Origin of the sequence: Streptomyces sp. URMC 127 (assembly GCF_051386535.1) — a bacterium.
Taxonomy (GTDB): Bacteria; Actinomycetota; Actinomycetes; order Streptomycetales; family Streptomycetaceae; genus Streptomyces.
In genome coordinates this window covers 1-17,097 of sequence record NZ_JBPQTW010000028.1, presented here as the reverse complement: position 1 = coordinate 17,097, position 17,097 = coordinate 1, and the positions used below count along the sequence as shown (strand labels likewise).

The 17,097-nt window shown below is 68.8% G+C and carries 11 protein-coding genes and 3 pseudogenes; 8 read left to right on the top strand and 6 right to left on the bottom strand.

From position 1 onward, the window contains the following. Positions 1–159: 159 nt before the first annotated feature. On the bottom strand, positions 160–2,550 hold the full coding sequence (locus tag ACSNOH_RS09635) for a UvrD-helicase domain-containing protein (RefSeq protein ID WP_436720826.1): 2,391 nt from the start codon (positions 2,548–2,550) through the stop codon (positions 160–162). A 430-nt stretch (positions 2,551–2,980) separates the two neighbouring features. Between ACSNOH_RS09635 and ACSNOH_RS09630 the strand changes: the two genes are divergently transcribed. Next, entirely contained in the window at positions 2,981–4,093 is a 1,113-nt protein-coding gene (locus tag ACSNOH_RS09630; protein WP_436720825.1) for a hypothetical protein, read from the top strand. 34 nt (positions 4,094–4,127) lie between these two features. Continuing rightward, positions 4,128–5,162 carry a sporulation protein gene (locus tag ACSNOH_RS09625; RefSeq protein ID WP_436720824.1) on the top strand — a complete coding sequence of 345 codons (1,035 nt, stop codon included), beginning with the start codon at positions 4,128–4,130 and terminating at the stop codon, positions 5,160–5,162. A 216-nt stretch (positions 5,163–5,378) separates the two neighbouring features. On the opposite strand, the pseudogene ACSNOH_RS09620 reads toward ACSNOH_RS09625, so the two are convergent. Continuing rightward, positions 5,379–5,555 (bottom strand): annotated as a pseudogene (locus ACSNOH_RS09620) (IS701 family transposase); the annotation flags it as partial. Between the two features lie 256 nt (positions 5,556–5,811). Between ACSNOH_RS09620 and ACSNOH_RS09615 the strand changes: the two are divergent. Together ACSNOH_RS09615 and ACSNOH_RS09610 are read left to right on the top strand one after the other, a co-directional pair. Continuing rightward, positions 5,812–6,102: a hypothetical protein gene (locus ACSNOH_RS09615; protein WP_436720823.1), complete on the top strand. Its 291-nt coding sequence runs from the start codon at positions 5,812–5,814 to the stop codon at positions 6,100–6,102. Positions 6,103–6,173: 71 nt separating this feature from the next. Continuing rightward, a pseudogene (locus ACSNOH_RS09610) lies at positions 6,174–7,555 on the top strand (DUF5954 family protein). On the opposite strand, the gene ACSNOH_RS09605 reads toward ACSNOH_RS09610, so the two are convergent. Then, entirely contained in the window at positions 7,528–7,662 is a 135-nt protein-coding gene (locus ACSNOH_RS09605; RefSeq protein WP_436720822.1) for a hypothetical protein, read from the bottom strand. The pseudogene ACSNOH_RS09610 and the gene ACSNOH_RS09605 overlap by 28 nt on opposite strands. Before the next feature lie 2,149 nt (positions 7,663–9,811). Here ACSNOH_RS09605 and ACSNOH_RS09600 point away from each other — a divergent pair. Continuing rightward, complete coding sequence (locus ACSNOH_RS09600; protein ID WP_436720821.1) at positions 9,812–10,561, top strand: transposase; 750 nt, start codon at positions 9,812–9,814, stop codon at positions 10,559–10,561. 113 nt (positions 10,562–10,674) lie between these two features. Here the strand turns inward: ACSNOH_RS09600 and ACSNOH_RS09595 are convergent, their stop codons facing one another. Continuing rightward, positions 10,675–10,977, bottom strand: coding sequence for a hypothetical protein (locus ACSNOH_RS09595; RefSeq protein ID WP_436720820.1), 303 nt, complete (start codon positions 10,975–10,977; stop codon positions 10,675–10,677). 1,657 nt (positions 10,978–12,634) lie between these two features. On the opposite strand from ACSNOH_RS09595, the gene ACSNOH_RS09590 reads away from it, so the two are divergent. Beyond that, complete coding sequence (locus tag ACSNOH_RS09590; RefSeq protein ID WP_436720819.1) at positions 12,635–13,153, top strand: hypothetical protein; 519 nt, start codon at positions 12,635–12,637, stop codon at positions 13,151–13,153. Positions 13,154–13,216: 63 nt separating this feature from the next. After that, positions 13,217–14,020, top strand: a complete 804-nt coding sequence (locus ACSNOH_RS09585; RefSeq protein WP_436720818.1) for a hypothetical protein — start codon at positions 13,217–13,219, stop codon at positions 14,018–14,020. A gap of 146 nt (positions 14,021–14,166) precedes the next feature. Here the strand turns inward: ACSNOH_RS09585 and ACSNOH_RS09580 are convergent, their stop codons facing one another. Next, a complete protein-coding gene (locus ACSNOH_RS09580; protein ID WP_436720817.1) occupies positions 14,167–14,679 on the bottom strand; it encodes a CAP domain-containing protein in 513 nt (170 codons plus the stop codon). 651 nt (positions 14,680–15,330) lie between these two features. On the opposite strand from ACSNOH_RS09580, the pseudogene ACSNOH_RS09575 reads away from it, so the two are divergent. Continuing rightward, a pseudogene (locus tag ACSNOH_RS09575) lies at positions 15,331–15,435 on the top strand (IS5-like element IS4811 family transposase); the annotation flags it as partial. Between the two features lie 79 nt (positions 15,436–15,514). On the opposite strand, the gene ACSNOH_RS09570 reads toward ACSNOH_RS09575, so the two are convergent. Then, positions 15,515–16,537 (bottom strand): hypothetical protein, encoded by a 1,023-nt coding sequence (locus ACSNOH_RS09570; protein WP_436720816.1) that lies wholly within the window; start codon positions 16,535–16,537, stop codon positions 15,515–15,517. Positions 16,538–17,097: the final 560 nt, after the last annotated feature.

The following is a 17,097-nucleotide window of genomic DNA, read 5'->3' as shown; positions in this document are numbered from 1 at the left end:
CACCCACGGTCTCTCCCACAACAAGCGCGGGAGAGACCATGCCAGCACCCGTCGCCACGCCCGGGTGACCGATGCGTGAAACGGCCTTCAGCCGGCTTTTCAACTGGTGTGCCAGGCTGCCGCCCAGGGAGCCGGGTGCGGAGCAGCCCGCCGTGCCTTTCAGCGGCGGGCTGCCTCGTGCAGGTGCCGGCGCAGGTGTGCGCGCAGTTGCGGCAGAGGAGAGCTCGCGCCGAGCCGCCGCAGGAAGTCGGCGACGTCCCAGGTGATCAGGCCACCCTGGCGGGAGAGGTACAGGCCCACCTGGTCAATGCCGAACTGGTCGTCGTAGTCCAGCAGGAGGTATCCGGCGAGCTGGTAGATCTCCTCGCGGCCCAGGCGGCGGGGGTCCTTGGTGGCTTTGCAGTCCAGCAGGAGGCCGCCGAGGATGTAGTCGGCGTCGGCGCCGCCGATGTCGCCGCTGCCAGCGAAGACCGGACCGCACACGCGGGCCTTTTGTGGTAGGGCCCGGAAGGCGGCGAACGGAGCGTCGGCGAGCCGCTTCTGCTGGTCGATGTCGGTCACGACGTACTCGGGGACCGCCGCGGTGAGGTCGGCCAGGGTCGTGGCGGGGGTGGCGGAGCTGAGCATGTTGAAGCGGCGAATCTCACCGGTGCGGGCGATGTCCTCGAAGAAGCCGGCAACGAAGCACAGTCGGATGAGCGCGTTCTCGTCCAGGCTGCCGGGGTCGGCGAGGTAGGTGTCGACGGTGGCCAGCAGCTCCCGGCCCGCCGTGTGCAGGGCCTTGCGGGACCCGCGAGCCGGTGCGCCGCGCAGCGGTCCGGTGTCGTCAAGGAGCATGACGCCGGCGACGACGGCCAGTCCGAGCCGCCCGCCGAGGCTGAGGCGGAGGCGGTAGTCGATGGCGTGCCCGAGGGCTGACCAGTTCGGGTACTGCACGTCGATCGGCTGCACCGGGTGCGCCAGGCGGGCGGTGCGCGTCTGGTAGTCGCGGACCAGGTTCTCGCTGTGGGGCAGGTGGGCGGTCATGAACTGCGAGATCGGTGAGGAGTCGTACTTCAGCTGCCCGGTCAGGCTGAGCTCGATCAGCGGCCGCCCAGCCACCGTGCCGTCCCGGCCGGCGTCGGCCATGGTCTTTTCGTACTCGTCGATCCAGGCGATGCCCTCGGTGTCCAGCAGGTGGCGGGCGCGGGTGACCGCGACGTAGATCAGGCGGGCCTCGCTCGCGTTCAGTGCGCGCTGCAGACCGTGGTCGTCCACCGACGGGGCCATGAAGCCCTTGCCGATACGTACCGACGGCCACTCCCGTCCCTTGGCCTTGTGCGCGGTGGAGACGGTGACCTGCGCCTTCTCCTCCGGGGACAGACGGTCCACCGCGGCGATGATCTGATCGGGGCCGTAAGTGTCGACCAGCTGCACGATCGCTTTGAGGTCCTGGCCGGCCTTGTCCTGCTCGGCGTACTCCTGCACCTCGCCCCAGGAGGAGAACAAGAACAATTCCGGATGGCTGGTGCGCTGTCCCGCCTTGAGCTCGAGCGCGGCCTTGGCGATGCGCTGCAGCGCGCTGCCCCCGCCGGTCAGCGCCACCGGGGTGCCGAGCTCCAGGTACGACAGGACCTCGCTCATCGCGTCCACGTTGCCCCGGCACAGCACCGCCTCGGGCTGCGTCACCTCGCTGACCCGGGAGCTGGGGCCGTGGCCGGTCAGCTGCATCTCCGACTCGGCGTGCCCCAGCCAGCGGTTGGCCACCTCGGCGATGGCCGGGCCGAAGCGGAAGGACTGGGTCAGGCGCAGCTGTTCGGCGGGGAAGCCGGTCATCACATCGCGCGCGTTGCGCCAGCCGTAGATCTGCTGGGCCGGGTCCCCCACGCACACCCGTTGCGCGTCCTGGGCGAGAAAGACTTCCTCCAGGACGGGGTTGGTGTCCTGGGCCTCGTCCAGCAGAACGAAGTCCGCCCCCAGCTGCGGGGAGGTCATCGCCCACAGCTTCATGTAGTGGTCGTGCTCGAACCGCAGCCGGCCCGCGGGCGAGCAGATGTCCTCCCACGCACGATGCGCGTAGGGCAGCAGGGTGCGGGCGAGGTAGTCCTGGCCGGGGCCGTCGAGGCCGTTGACCGGCTCCATGTGGCGAGCCATGACCTGCCGGTCGGTGGTGTAGCAGAACTTGCGAACCATGCCCATCACCAGGCGCGCGGCGTGAGTGACCCTGATCTGGCGTGAGTTGACGTCAAGGTCGCGGGTGATGTCGAGCAGGCGGGCGGTGTGCTTGGCGGGGATCCTCGCCGAGGCGTCCAGGCGCTCCCGGTAGTGGTGGCCGACGGCTCGGAAGGCCAGGGAGTGCGCGGTACGGCACTCCACGTTGGACCCGAACCGCCCGCGGGCGTCGTCGGCGATCGCCCGGTTGAACGCCACATACAGCCCGCGTTTGCGGGTCGCGGCACCCATCAGGATCAGCGTGGACGTCTTGCCCGTCCCCGCCCCGGCTACTAGGGCCAGGTCCCGGCCGGAGGCGAACACCTCACGGGCAGCCTGCTGCTCCTTCGTCGGCTCCATGGCCATGAATTCCTCTCTGGGAAGCGCGGCTTCATGTACCGCAGCCCCAGAGGCTGGGCCAGCTGACGACCAACCGTCAATACAGTCATACGTTCGGTAGCGAGTTCCGGCCGACTTCAGGACGGGCTGTACAAGGCAGCGCCGCGGGCCTGTGCGCTGCCGGTTTTCCCTCCCCGTCCTCCCTTGGGCGGTGCACCCGGTCGCGGTGATCAGGCCAGCGAACTTCCTGATTTCGGAGGGAGTTGCCAGACCCGGTATCTATCCTGCCGCGGGCAAGGGAGCCACTGGGCACCGCGCTGATGCCCGGCGGCCTATGCGATCACATGGGAGGTGTGGGATGCCGACGTGTACCCGCCGGGCCAAGTCGACCCGGTGCTTATGCCGACGCGAGGCCGCCGAGTGGCCTCGTTACGACGATCTCCCCGCCCCCGTGGTGGCGTGCGCCAGCCACCTCACGCCGGCGGAATGGGCTGCCTGCCAGGAAGCCCGCGCCCGGGCGAACGCCGAGCACGCCGCCCGCTGGACAGCCGAGGTGGCCGCACGCGAAGAGCAGGGCGAACAGGCACAGCCGACGGCGACCGTTGCGCACCATGTCCCACGGCCGTGCACTGGCCAGTGCGTCTCCCAGGAGCGCGCCTGGGGCCGCGACGCCGACAGCGCCTCCAGCCTGTGCGCGACCTGCGACGGCTACGTGTGCGTAGCCTGCGGCCATGCCGAAGTCGACAACATTCTCGAGCTCTGCGGCCGGTGCGCGGCGTTCGAATCGGGGACCGACCAGGAGCCGGACGCGGTCTGGGACGACGAGATCGACACCGGACCCGAGCCGCGCATGCGGCTGACCGCGATGGTGAACCAGCTCGTCGCGGCCACCGGCGCCACACACCGCGACGTCAACGCCCGCATCAACCGGACCATCGGGGTACACACCCGGGTCGGAGCCGACGAGCAGGTGATCCGCCGCGCCGCACGGGCCGCCCGCGACTGGCTCGACCAGCTCCTCTCAAACCTCCAGCTGGACACCATCGCTGCACCAGACGTGCCCGATCCCGGCGCAAGGACAGTGACCGCGGAGCACGTCGAGCCCTCTGCGCGGGCCGAAGGCGCTGCGCTCTCGGGCGGCCTGGTACTACGGTCAGCGCCCATGGACACCCCAGCACCACGCCCTGCCGACGACGCCGTGGGCGAGCACGCCGAACTGACCGTGATCGTCCGCCTGACCGGCCAAAGCGCCAGGCACCTGCGCCGCGCGGCCGAGATCCAGCAGCGGCCCGTCGAGCAGGTCGCGGCCGAGTGCATCAGCGACGAGATGCACCGGGACCTGCACGACACGCTGTACAGCAGCAGCGACACGTACGCGGCCTCCCTCGACGGCCTCGCCGAGCGCCTCGCACTCATCGTCCGCGAACTGGGCGCCCTGCCCTCCCGTGCCGCCGCACACGTGATCGCCCAGGCCGCCGCCGTTCTCGCTGACGGAGATCGGGATGGGAGAGGCCGAGACACCGGGTGCGGATCTGGGGTTGGATTTCCCCAGGGAATCCGTTGATGCCGTCCGCGTCGCCACTTCGTTCTGGAGCAGTGTGAACCGCCGCGACTTCCTGACCGGATCGAGCTTCGCGCTCTCCGCGTTCACCACCCCCGTCACCCGCTGGCTCGTCACCCCCGCCGACGACACCGCCCACCACCGCGGCGGGACGCAGGTCGGCCGCCTGGACCTGGACGAACTCCGGGACGCGGCCGACGAGGCCCGCCGCTGGGACTCCAAATACGGGGGCGGGAACTGGCGGGCGAACTCTGTCACCACCTGCCTGGAACAACAGGCCGTCCCGCTGTTGCAGGGCTCGTTCTCCGACGAGGTCGGCCGCGAGCTGTTCTCCGTCACCTCCGAGCTCTCCCGCCTCGCCGGCTGGACCGCGTTCGACGTCGGGCAGCACGAGGTCGCCCAAAGGCACTTCATCCAGGCCCTCCGCCTCGCCCGCGCGGGCGGGGACGTCCAGCTCGGCTGCTATGTCCTGACGACCATGGCCATGCAGGCCCTCATGCGGGGGTTCGCCGAGGAAGCCATCGACATGGCCCAGGGCGCCTTCGAACGCGCCAAACAACACGCGGTGCCCCGCATGCTGGCCTTCACCAAGCTCATCGAAGCCCGCGCTCACGCACGAACCGGCGACGAGCGAGCCGCCTCGCGGGCCCTTGCCGCCTCCGAAAACCTCCTCGAGCGAACCCGCCAGGACAGCGGCGACGAACCGGGGTGGATCGACTTCTATCATCACGCGAGGCTCTCCGCCGACGCCGCCGAAGTCTTCCGCGACCTGAAGGACCCCCAGGCCGCCCTGGCCTGGAACCAGCAGGCGGTCGCCATGCAGCCCGGAGTCTTCACCCGATCCGTGGGCATGCGGCTGGCCATCGTAGGAACGGCCCATCTCCAGGCCCGCGACCTCGACCATGGCCTTGAGCTGGGCAACCGCTCCGTCGACATCCTCGCCCGCGTGAAATCGGCCCGCGCCCTGGACTACGTCCGCGAGTTCAACGCCGCCCTCACCCCCTGGCGGCGCGAACCGGCCGTCCGCGAGTTCCTCCACCGGACCCGCAAGGACCTCGGGATCGCCGCCTGACGATCTTCCAGCGTCATGTCCTGGGCGGACGGAACGGGACGACGTTCTCCAGGGCCGGGACAGGTTCCGGCGACGGGTCCGCCCCCTGGGTGAGGACAGCACTAGTAGGGCTTGGTCAAGTTGATATGAGGACGGGCGTGTTGCGGTGACAGGTAGGGCAAGGGCCGGTCCAGGTGGCGAGAAGGGTCTGCAGTTCACGGACGATCCGGTAGGGGGTCAGGCCGGCGCCGTTTCTTTTGATGCGCGGGCCAGGCGTTGAAGGGTGCAGAAGGCGTGGGCCGCGGAGACGAGGGTGACGTGGTGGTGCCATCCCTGCCAGGTCCGGCCCTCGAAGTGCGCGAGCCCCAGGGCTTGTTCCATCTCGCGGTAGTCGTGCTCGATCCTCTGACGGACGGGTGAATGTCCCTCGCGTACGCGGGTGCGAATCTAACCGAATAGATCCACCTTGCCTATTTTCACAGCGGCTTGACAGCATTTTCGGGTGCTCTGTCACGGCCTTGTTCACCCGCTCCGGGTCGCCCCACGAGAAGGGAAGATCTCCATGGCATGACGCACCGAGCACGACGAGGGCCAGGCCGCTAAGCGGTTGAAGATCCCGGTCACGACGTGGCGCTGGGCTCGGCACGCCGGTGTGATCCCGGAGCCGGACGTGTCGCCTGTGGACTGGTCGCGGGCGGTGGTGGAGGCGCTGGACATCGAAACGGGCCGGGCATCGATGCCGCGCGAGCCGATCAGCCCGTACGAGGCGGCGAACTGCCTGGCCTCGGCGTTGGGCACCCCGAACGAGGAAGACCGGGCGCCGGTGGTGTCCACGTACGCGGTCGAACGACTCATCGCGCTCGGCCTGCTGCTCGACCTGGGCAACGACCACAGATGCCCCAAGCTCAACCCTGACCAGGTCGACGAGATCGCCCCCGGCCGGACCTCCCGGAGGCCCTAGCCCGCGAAGCCCCACTCGGCCCCGAGCAGGCCGCCGCCCGGCTCGGCGTGCGCAGAGTCGGCGACGAGTGGATGTGGATGCGGCGGCTCGGGTGGGTCAAGCCCGTCTCTTACTCGCGCGTTCGATTCGCCACCTCCGAGGCCGGCGCGGTCACCGTGCCCCGCTTCTCCACCGGCAACGTCGACGCCCTTCCTCAGCAGCACTCCGAAGTCGACGGGACACAGCTGCGCGCGGTGGGGAAAGGCAGCCGGCGCTCCCCGCTCGCCGCGCCGGCTGCCGCCACCCCGGACGGGCGTGGCGCAGTCCTAGGAATCGTGAAACCCGCGATGAGCGCTGCCTGCGGTCGGCAGGATGAGCGTATGGGTCATGGGGAAATGGGTCCGGGTCGGATGCGTCCGATCGTGGTCAGATATCCGGAGGGTCCGGTGGAGGCGGTCGTGGAGGCCGACGCACTCGCCGCCGCGCGGGATGTGAACACGGTGCTGGTGCGGGGGCCGCTGTTCGGGGTAGCCGCACAGGACGCCGGCGAGGCGCCGCGGTGGCGGGTAGTGGTCGCGGTGGAGGCCGGCTGTCCGCAGCAGGCGCGGGACGGCCTCAACTCGCTGCTGTGGTTCCGGGCGAAGGACGAGGCGCAGAACGCGGCGGAGCGGCGTGCGCTGCTGGCGGCGGTGGCCGGCTGGAGAGGGAACGTGTTGATGAGCTCACCGTGCTCGGGACCCCCTACCGGGTGGTGCGTGCCGAGGAGTACACCGGGCTGGGGCCAGACGGCATCGAGCAGCCCCGGCCGACCGACCCCGAGCCCGCCGTCCCCGACTGGGACCGTGGGAAGCGGGATGCGCGGATCGATGACGGTCTGCTCCTGGACCCCGAAGCACCGGTCACGCCCCTCCAGGCCGCGGAACGGCTGGCGCTGCGCGACCTGAAATACGCCGGGGACCGGTTCCCCGAGGACGTACGCAATGACTCCCGGAAGGCGCTTGCGACCCATCCGGATGTGATGCTGCTGCCTCCCGTCTTCAGGGTCGTGGAAAAGGACGGTCCCGGGTGGAAGATCGGCAGCGGTGCGCACGCCACTGCCCACAACGCCCGCAAGTCGCTGGACTTCACCCTGACCTGGTTCGAGCCCCGCCGGCGGGGCCTGATTCCCTGGGACACCGACGACAGGGCGGCCGACGCCCGCGCGGTGGCCGCGGAAGGAACCGATCCCGCGGCCGGGGAGCTGGCCGAGTACGCTCAGGCTGCCGACCGGCTGCGGACCGAACGCGCGAACCGGATCGAGGCCGGGGGCACCGTCTACCAGATCTGCCGCGCCCGCCGACTGCTGCGCTGGGGCCCCGACGGGCCCGAAGGACCACGCCCCTCCGACACCAACAGCCACCCACCCGCGCCGCTTCACCCCCACCTCGATGAAGACGGAAACGTTCACTACGACGACAAGAGCGACGAAGCCTGAAAGGCGTCGTAGCGCTCCAGCCTGGCGAACAGGCGGGCGTAGGACATGGTGCGGTCGAGCTCGACGGACTCGCCGTTCGCCCGGCGCCGAAGCACAGTGTGCAGCACGCGCCGTTGGTGCACCATGCTCGTTGCAGCTCCAGCAGGCTGTGCGCTCGTTGCCCCGCGCGACGACACCCCGCCGACTGAGTGCTGAGCAGGGCGTTGATCAGCAAGGTGCCGGTGGTTCGCAACATTCAGGTCAACACGATACGCACATTCGTCGGAGGTGGGAGATAAGTCGTGTCAGATAGGTGTCCAGATTGCGGGGAGTTACTTCCCAGACCTACACCATTCGGCACACGAGTTCAGTGCTGGAGGTGCGAAGTTGAGGAAACCGCAGAAAGCGCGCAAATTCCCGTCTCACCCCAATTCTCTTTGTTCCTTGCCCGACGCGAAGAAGATCATTACGAACAGCGGCTCGCTGAAGCAGAATCTACCTACCGCCAGCACATCTCGCGCCTAGTTGCGTTTCTCGCCGCTGCAGGCGTGCTTCTGCTTGTGTTAGCGGTGCTGTGCGTCAACCGGCTACTGAACAGCTGGCACGAGCATGACCGGCTGGTACCAGCCGATGCGCCATCGGTCGTAGGCGCAATCGTGGGCATATCCGGAGCTGTGGCTACGCTGGTTGGGACGCTTGCGATCGCCTTCGCCAGGGTGATCTCGGCGCGAGGCAAAGCAGATGCCGATCGGATGCGGGCGGAGGCCGACCTGGAACGCGCTCGTGCAGAAACCCAGCGTTCGAGGGCGGAGGTTATACGGGCTCGCAAGGGACTCGCTCCTGGTGTACAGCCAATCGGAAATGGCACCTCAGGATCGGATCCGACCAACCCGGGGGATGCACCAGAAACCCCTGGGACCTAACCCCTCTGCCGGAGATTCGCGAGGGACAACCTGTCCTTCGACACCGTCGCGCGGCCCTCGCTGTCCAGGAGCTCGACCGTCGCGTCGACGGTCCGGAGGAAGGCAGAGAACGCGGCATCGTCGAGGCCGGCACGCAGGGCCGCCGCAGGCCCAGCCGGTACCAGGGCCTCTCAGCCGGTCCGACGCTTCCGTCCGCTGCTTGCCCCATTTCGCCGCGGCCTTCCTGGCGGCCGTCTTCTCCGCCGGTGCCCTCTTCGCCCCAGCCTCCCGGCCGCCGGCCCTGCGATCCCCATTCCGGCCGCCGCGGACCAGACACCGGGTTGCGCCAGCCCAGGCCCGGCTCCACACACCGTCCGGGCCCCGGACACCCGAGACCGGGCGAAGTACGTTTTTCACACAGAGCGCCAGAAAAGCGACCCAGCGCAGAACGGACCCCCTGACTGTCGTTCACGGACGGGCCGGTTGATCGGGCCGGGGGCGACGTGAGAGGCCGTCAGCGGGCCGCACCGGTCAGGTCGTGGGTCACGGCGGCACGCACCTTCCCGGCCGCTGCATGGTCTCCCCCGCTCGGCCCCGGCAGCCAGGACCCGCCGCACCGGCTTGCCTACGACCCAATCGCCGACCGGGTCCGGTGAGGCATCCGAGATCGCGCTGCGCTATCAGGGCGACCGCGGGCCCGGTTCCTCGCGAGGCGCTGCACAACGCTCCGGCCGCCGACACACTGCCAGCTGCCCCCAGCTACTCAGAGGGTGGCGAGGAAGTCCCCGACAACGGCGGCGAAAAGGTCCGACGCTGTCATGCACACGAGGTGGCCGGGCTTCCAGCTCGACCACGACGATTCCGGGACGACGACCGGCCATGGCAGCGGCCTGCTCGGCAGGGATGACGCCCCCGGAACCGCGGATCAGCAGGGCCGGGCAGTCGATGGCCGTCCAGCCCGCCCAGCAGTCACCGCGGACCTGGCCCTCGGAACGGTACATATCCTGCGGATGGAAGGGCACTCGCCAGATGCCGCCGGCGTTCTCGCACAGACGGCCCGCAAAGAACGGCACGGCCCGGCCGAGCCCGTCAACCAGCACCTGGCCAGTAGGGGCCGCACAGGGCAGGTCCAGGAAGAAGCCGAAACAGGTTGACACCGTCCAGGCCGAGCCAGATCGGACCCTCGGCGCTGACCAACGCACCGACACGCCGGGGGTGACGGGCAGCGAACTGATAGGCGTTGATGGCGCAGATTCAGTGAGCTCTTTCAGTGTGGCCACTGACCGGGTGAGGATGGTGGTGTCCGCAACGCACGAGGCTTCCGTGCCGTTGGGGAAGGTGTTCGAAGTCTCAACCCACAGGCACAGGAGCCGCGTTGGTTCCGTATTCTGCCGCACTCGACCTGCCGCACGCCCTGGTCGAGTGGGTCACGATGCTCATCGTCACCCGGGAGGGTGACCGCCGCTGCAAGCTCCCGCCGCACCAGCGTGCCCTGGCCGGGCTGGTGTACCTGCGTCGGCACGACACGCTCGCGCAGATCGCAGCCGGCTTCGGTATTTCGGTGGGCACCGCTCACGCCTACACGGCCGCGGTGATCGGCCTGCTCGCCGACCGCGCCCCGGGCCTGCTGCGCGCCCTGCGTGAAACCGATCCCGAATACGTGCTGCTGGACGGCATCCTCGCAGAGTGCGACCGGGTCGGTGACAGCCGCGCCGACTACTCCCACAAACATCGTCGGCACGGAGTGAACGTGCAGGTGGTGGCCGATCCCGCTGGACGGCTGCTGTGGATCTCGCCCGCCCTACCGGGCCGTGCCCATGACCTGACGGCCGCCCGTGCCCACCGGATCATCCGGATCTGCGAACGGCAGGGTGTCCCGGTCCTCGCCGATCGGGCCTACATGGGAGCCGGCCCGTGGGTGACGACACCCCTCAGACGCCCGCCGGGCCGTGAGCTCACCCCAACCCGGCAGACCGTCAACCGCGCGCTGTCTGCGGCACGGGCACCGGTCGAGCGCGGCGTCGCACGCTTAAAGTCCTGGCGCATCTTCCGCCGACCCCGGTGCAGCCCGAATCGAATGACGTCAATCGCCGCTGCCGTCCTCACGCTGGAGCGGCAACGCTGAAAACGCTCAGTCGCTCGAACCGGTCATCAGAAATCAGCTGTGCCCGGTCAGGCTGCCGCCAACCTGCCGCCAGATCCCGCTCAGCATGCTCGGCCGCCGCCCGGCCAGCAAGCTCAGGAGGGGCCCTGATGAGGCACCCTCGGTCTGGGCCGCGTGGGCAGGGATCGCACCGTCGGGTCTGGAGTAGCGAGCTGCTGACGCAGCTGCCGGATCTCCATCTGTGCCTGGTGCAAGGCGCCGACCAGGTTTTCGACGTCGGCCCGCAGTTGTTTGACTTCCTTGGTGTCCTCGGCCCGCAGTTCCTTGAGTTTGGTCACCTGCCGTCGCAGCCGTTTCTCGCTGTCGGGAGCGGCTCCCCGGGCACGGACCTTGTCATAGAAGAGGTTCTTCAGGTCGAGGTGGCGCTGGGTGAGCACGTTGCACGGCACCTCGGAACCATCCCCGCCGACGCGGGGAGCACATGATGTCGGCCGGTGCGCCGAACTCGGGGACGGGACCATCCCCGCGGGCGCGGGGAACACGGACGACGCAGTACCGGTTCGTGGAGCGAATGAGGACCATCCCCTCAGGCGCGAGGAGCACTCCAGAGCACTGCCGCCGGCCGAGTCGGCCGAGGGATCATCCCCGCGTGCGCGGGGAGCACGAACTCCGGGTCGCCGCCGCGGAAGGCGGCCAGGGACCATCCCCGCGTGCGCGGGGAGCACTGTACACGTCGATGCACGCGCTGGTGAGCGGCGGGACCATCCCCGCGTGCGCGGGGAGCACACCCCTATGCCTTGGGTCCGCTTCGACGACCGGGGACCATCCCCGCGTGCGCGGGGAGCACACTCGACGACCAGGGCTTTCAGCAGAGCCCAGACCGGATTTCACCCACTCGCAAAGACTCAGACAAAACGCATCTATCAGACCCTCGAAACGACCCACCCACAACCCCAACAACCCACTCACACCAGCGCATTGACCACACCAGCCACCCAGAGCCTCGACACCAAGACTCGCATCCTGACACAGCCAGAACGGGCAAAGCCACGCGCCCGCCCTTCACAGAGCCCCAGCGGAGAGCCCCCACAAGCACGCACACACCACAGCGCGGCAACCTTGAGGCTGGCATTCTCGGGGCCTCCCCCGCCACGGGAAGCACGCAAGGCCGACCGGCATGGTGGATCTGCCGCGGGCATCATCCCCACAGACGCAGAAGAGCACAGGGGCCGGATGCCACCCGGCGGTCGCGGGTGGGAACCACCCCCCAGGCGCAGGAACAGCAGTCCAGCCACGACGAGCACGGCGACAACGGAGAGACATCCCCTGCAGGCGCGGGGAACATAACCCTTGTTGCCAAAGGCTCTTTAGGCTCTCGCGACCTGCGCACTCGGGAAGCAGAGCCGCTTCATCGTGGCCCAAAAGCGGGCCTCAGTCCATCCCCGCGGGCGCGGGGAGCAGCCTATGCCCGACAGTGATCTACGAGTGGTCGAGGGACCATCCCCGCGTACGCGGGGAGCACGGTCTCGGACTCCCAGTACTGCGAGCCGTCGGCGGGTCCATCCCCACGTACGCGGGGAGCACGTGCACGGTGTCGTCGAGAACGCGTTCGCCCGGGGTCCATCCCCGCGTACGCGGGGAGCACACTCGACGACCAGGGCTTTCAGCAGAGCCCAGACCAGTTTTTACCCACTTGCAAAGACTCAGACAAACCGCATCCATCAGAACTCTCGAAACGACTCACCCACAACCTAACAAATCACTCACACCATGACATTGAGCAAACCAGCCATCCAGAGCCCAGAACCAAGGCTCGCATCCTGACACAACCAGAAAGGGCAAAGCCACGCGCCCGCCCGGCGGGGATGGCTGAGCCGCTCGGACCGGCTTGGTGCGACGCGCACGGGCGGGCCGGTTTCCGCTGAACCCAGCGGAAACCGGCCCGCCCCGCATGTGTCCGACTTCGAACACATGTCACGCAGGGTGCTGAATCGATTACCCTCGATAGTTTGCCTTCCTAGTGTGCTCACACCAGGCCGGAGCAGGCCGTCCCGTGCTGTGACGGCCTGCCATGAGGGTTACGGAGGACAAGATATGCGCACACGGAGGACGGCGGCCGCCGCAGCGGCAGTGGCGTTCCTGGCGCTCGCCGGCGGCACCACCCCCGCCGCGGCGAGAGGAGCGGCCCCCGACCCGTCCGCTCCGCCCGCCGTGCCCGCCGGACAGGCGCCCGCCGAGGGCAGCGCCGAATCCGGGAAGTCCGGCTCGGACGCCCACGCCTCGGCGGTGATCCGGTGTACGGGCCAGGTGCAGCGCCCTCACAACTCCACCCACGTGCCAGGCACCATCAACGTCGTCGTGACGGTCTCCTGCACGGCGCCGGTGCCCGAGATCACCACCCGGGCGGCCCTGTACAAGAACGGACACCTCGTCAACCAGTCGACTCTAAGGACCCAGCGGAACACCGCTAGCGGCCAGAACAACGCGGCCGTGCGGTGCAGCCCCGGAAACTATCGAGGCTGGATGTACTTCAAGGTCGTCTTCCCACCCGGTTACCGGCCGCCGACCGGCTCCGGCAATGGCCTGGGCCAGGAGGTGGCCCTCGGCTGCTGACCCGCGGCTGCCACAAGGACGGCACCGTGTTGCACGGGGGCGCCGCCGGGGAAGGATCGCGGCGTGCGCCCCACCCTCACCCGAATCCTGCGCTCGCGCGTGAGGCAACTCGACGCGGCAGCGCAACCGACCACCGGCACCGACGCCGGGCTGCGCCACTTCACGTCCGTCATGACGGGGTGGACGGAGCCCGAGATGACGGCCCTGGCCGGCGGCCCGGCCGTCCTCGACCCCGCCGAGGCGGAGGAGGCGGACCGGATGGCCGACAGCTGCTTGCTCCTGGGCCGGCTCGCCCGTGACGAGGAACGCCTCGTCCGGGGGCCTCTGGACCGGAACCGGCAGCAGTGGATCGGCGTCGGCCCGCACGAACTGAGGCCGGACCGGCGGCCCGCCCTCGACCGCGACTTTTTCCGCACCCCCTCCGCACAACGTGTCACCCCCAGCACGAAACCATTCGGCCTGGGGCTCTACACCTCCACAGCGCGCCGCGGGGGTCCGGGCATGTGGCGAATGTACCTCGACCTCGGGTCGAGCCTGCACCCCCGGCCCTGGCAGACGTGGCAGCTTCCCGTGACCGACCCCGCGGCCGAGGTCCTCGAGATCGACGGCGCGGTCGGCTGGGTGACCTTCCTCGAGCGCTACCCGCTTGTCCACGACGGCAGCGTCCACCCCGACTGGGCAAAGGTGGCCCGCGACTACGCCGGGGTGCACATGACGCTGCGCGCGATCGTCGCGGCCCAGGGGTTCCGCTTCGCCCTGGCGAACGGTCCGGCCGCGGCCTCGTTCTGGGACGTCGAGTCGGTTCTGTGGCTGCGCTGGTGCTTCGGCGAGCCGCGCTTGGTGGAGGTCACGCCACCGCACAGCTGACGACCGTCATGCCGGCCGGCCGTGGGGCCGGTGACATCCCCGGACTGCGCGCCGTCCCGCGGGCCGAGCCTATGCCGCTGTACGCCTGGTCGCTGCTGTGGCGCTCCGCAAAACGCGCACCAGGTCAGAGGCTTCGAGGGTGTTCTCTAGTCGGTTTGGAGCCTTCCGAAGGACACGACGGAGAACCACTTTTTGCCGCCGGGGTACAGGAGGCCGACGCCAGCGCGGGTGAAGGAACAGTTGGAGATGGTCGCCTTGTGCGGTGGGCTGTTCCACCACCAGTTGATGTTGTCCGACACGTATTGCTGTTGGTTCTTCTCGGCGAGGTCGTAGTAGGCGATTTCGCCGACGGCTGCGGATGGTGCGAAGCCGGCGTCTTGGATGCGTGAGGGGGCTGTGCTGCCGTCCGAGCCTGGGTGGGGCCACGGCTTGCCGCGTACTGCCGGGTGGTCGCGGAGGTCTACGGCGTACCTTTCGGCGGCAGCGCGCAGCTTTTCGTCGCCTTTGACCTTGGGACATCCAACGGCGACCCGTTTTTCGTTGACCGCATCGAGAACTGATTGGGAGGAGCCGGGGGCGCCTGGGTCACAGGAACCCGCGGAGGTGAGGAAGGTGGCGACCATGACCAGTGCGGCCGTGCAGGCGGTTCTGCGGTGCATTCGGTCTCCCAAGCCAGTCCGTTGTAGCCCCCGTACACGTTGCTCAATCGGGCGGGGTGCCGCCAGAGGGTGGGGCCGGTTGGGCGCGCACATCCACCCGGAGGTCGCACGCCGTCCCGTAGGAACTGCGCAGCGCGGCCTCCTGCGCGTTGGATGTGATCAGTGACCAGCGGGCCAGGAGTCCGGCTGGTCAGCGTGGTGCCCTGGGGGCACGTGCACGGCCCCGCACACTCGCTGGTTTGAGCGACCTGGTGCTGCTCTGCGGCCCGTTATAGGTCCTCGTTCACGTCACCCGGACGGCGCACTCCAGTCCAGAGTAGGCATGGTTTCTGTGCGGTACTGGTGTCGATTACCCGAAAACGACCGGGAGGATGCCATGGCCCGCAAGAAAACAAATCGCACAGGGGAGAAGAAGCAGAAGCTCACCCAAGAGGAATTGGCCGAAGTGCGGCGGCGGGGCCCCTAGGCCGGAAACGAGGCCTACAATGCGCGGCAAGAAGCCCAGGACCGGGCACGGAAGACGGGCAAATAGCGGCTGTCGGTGTCTCGACCGCCGACGTCTGCCGGGGGATCCAGCGGCTGGGGCCGCTTCGCGCGCTCGAGCCCGTCAGGCCGGCCGAGAGTGCGGTCGAGCAGCTGGGGATCGTAGACGTTCAGCACTCCGAAACGTTGATCACGTGGGCGGCGATCACGCTGATGACCCGCCGTCTGACCCGCATCAGCCCGCGGGCCCCCTGGAGCAGGAAGGAGACCGCGGGCTGAGCGAGCGAAACTTCAGGTTCCAAACCGCACACGGGCTTGGTCGGCTTTGCGGGCCCCGGTTCTCGCCGGTGGCTCAGGTGAGGTCGTTGGTGGCCAGGTAGAGGTGGTGGTAGCCGCCACCGCCTCCGTCGAAGTTGTAGTAGTTGCCTCCCATGTCGCGCAGGCGGATCAGGGCGGCCCGGGTGAAGCCGATGGACCGCTCGTGCACCAGGTCGTCGTCGTTGGTGAGCCATCCCAGGATGGCGTTGAGCAGGCCCGCGCCGATGGCGAGCCAGGCGGCCCAGCCGGCGGACTTCTGCGCCTGGTCGTCGCCGGCCTCGTTGAGGTTGCCGGAGGTGTCGGCGGCCCATTCGGCGAAGTCCTCCAGGGCGCCGCGCAGGCTGTTGTAGAAGCCGCCGCTGCTGTCGTCGGCTTCCCAGCACTGGAACTCGGTCGTCAGGTACTGGTCGACGGTTCCGACGAACACGTACGTCTGGTTGTTGTTGTAGTCGTAGTCGAAGGTGTGCCAGTCCCCGGTGGAGGTGGCCCCGTACTCGCGGGTCGTGAAGGACTTCTTCGCGATGGTGTCGCTGCCCGCGCCCACCGCCCAGTAGATCTCGTCCCGGCCTACTTCCCCGGACTCCCTCACGCACTTGAACTTCATCATCCGCAGCCGCACGTTCAGCAGACCCTGGGGGTCGGCGGCCTGAGGCGGGGCGGTGAGGATGGTGGTGCCGCGGCCGTACTCGGCCATGGCCGCGGTGTACTCCTCGGTGTCGACGGGGCCGTCCTTGGTGAGTCGGCTGACGTCGATGATGCGGACGTTGGGCTGGGCGTTGATCTCCTGGGTCAGCGCGGGCAGGGCGGCGTCCAGGTCGGCTCGGCCGTACCCCTTCTCCAGGGGCAGGCTGGTGATCGCCTCGGGGAGCATGGCAATGGGGCCGCCGGCGCAGGCTTCGCGGTAGACCTTCCCGAAGCCGGGCAGTTCCTCGGCGGGCAGGAGCTTGCTCACACGGTCGATCAGGCGCTGTTCGAGGTCGGTGAGAGGCAGGCCCTCACCGAAGCGGGCGGCGGCGTGCAGCAGCACCCCGACCAGGATGTTCCCCGGACGGTTCATCCGCAGCCTGTGGTCCGCACGGGACTGGACTCGGGTTCCAGACAGAGTGGCGCTCAGTCGTTCCAGGCGTTCATCGGCAGTGATGGGTGACCCCGACACGGGGACCACATCCTTTCCGGATGCGTGCATACGCATGAAAGGCGCATATCACGTGTGTATGACGATAGTCATACGGAGCCTCCCCGTCCCGGTACTCCGCCAGGAGAACCGTCCCAGTGCTCCTACACACCGGGGCGCGCACGCCGGTCCCCACTCGCCTGCCGCGATGTACGAGGCAGACGTTGTGGATGGCGCCTGCGCCCATGGGCTTACCGAGACCCGCTGGGATCGGAAACACGTGCATACAGGCCCTGCATGCCGTGGTTGCCACCCGCCAGGTACACAGTGCGGGACCGGCACGGCGGATCCCGGCCCCGCACCGGGAAATTCCCGGTCGGCTCTGTCCAGACGCCCGTGGTGAACAGGCGGGAGCAGACGGCACCACGCCGGGGAGCGCACTGCGGGCATGCGAGCTACCTGGCGAGAAGGTGTGGCGGTGCTGGCCCGCTATCGGGCCAGCC

What these genes read in the sequence shown, in the direction of transcription:
- ACSNOH_RS09570 (WP_436720816.1), bottom strand. Translation starts at nt 16,537, where the DNA reads ATGAACCGTCCGGGGAACATCCTGGTCGGGGTGCTGCTGCACGCCGCC.
- ACSNOH_RS09635 (WP_436720826.1), bottom strand. Translation starts at nt 2,550, where the DNA reads ATGGAGCCGACGAAGGAGCAGCAGGCTGCCCGTGAGGTGTTCGCCTCC.
- ACSNOH_RS09590 (WP_436720819.1), top strand. Translation starts at nt 12,635, where the DNA reads ATGCGCACACGGAGGACGGCGGCCGCCGCAGCGGCAGTGGCGTTCCTG.
- ACSNOH_RS09580 (WP_436720817.1), bottom strand. Translation starts at nt 14,679, where the DNA reads ATGCACCGCAGAACCGCCTGCACGGCCGCACTGGTCATGGTCGCCACC.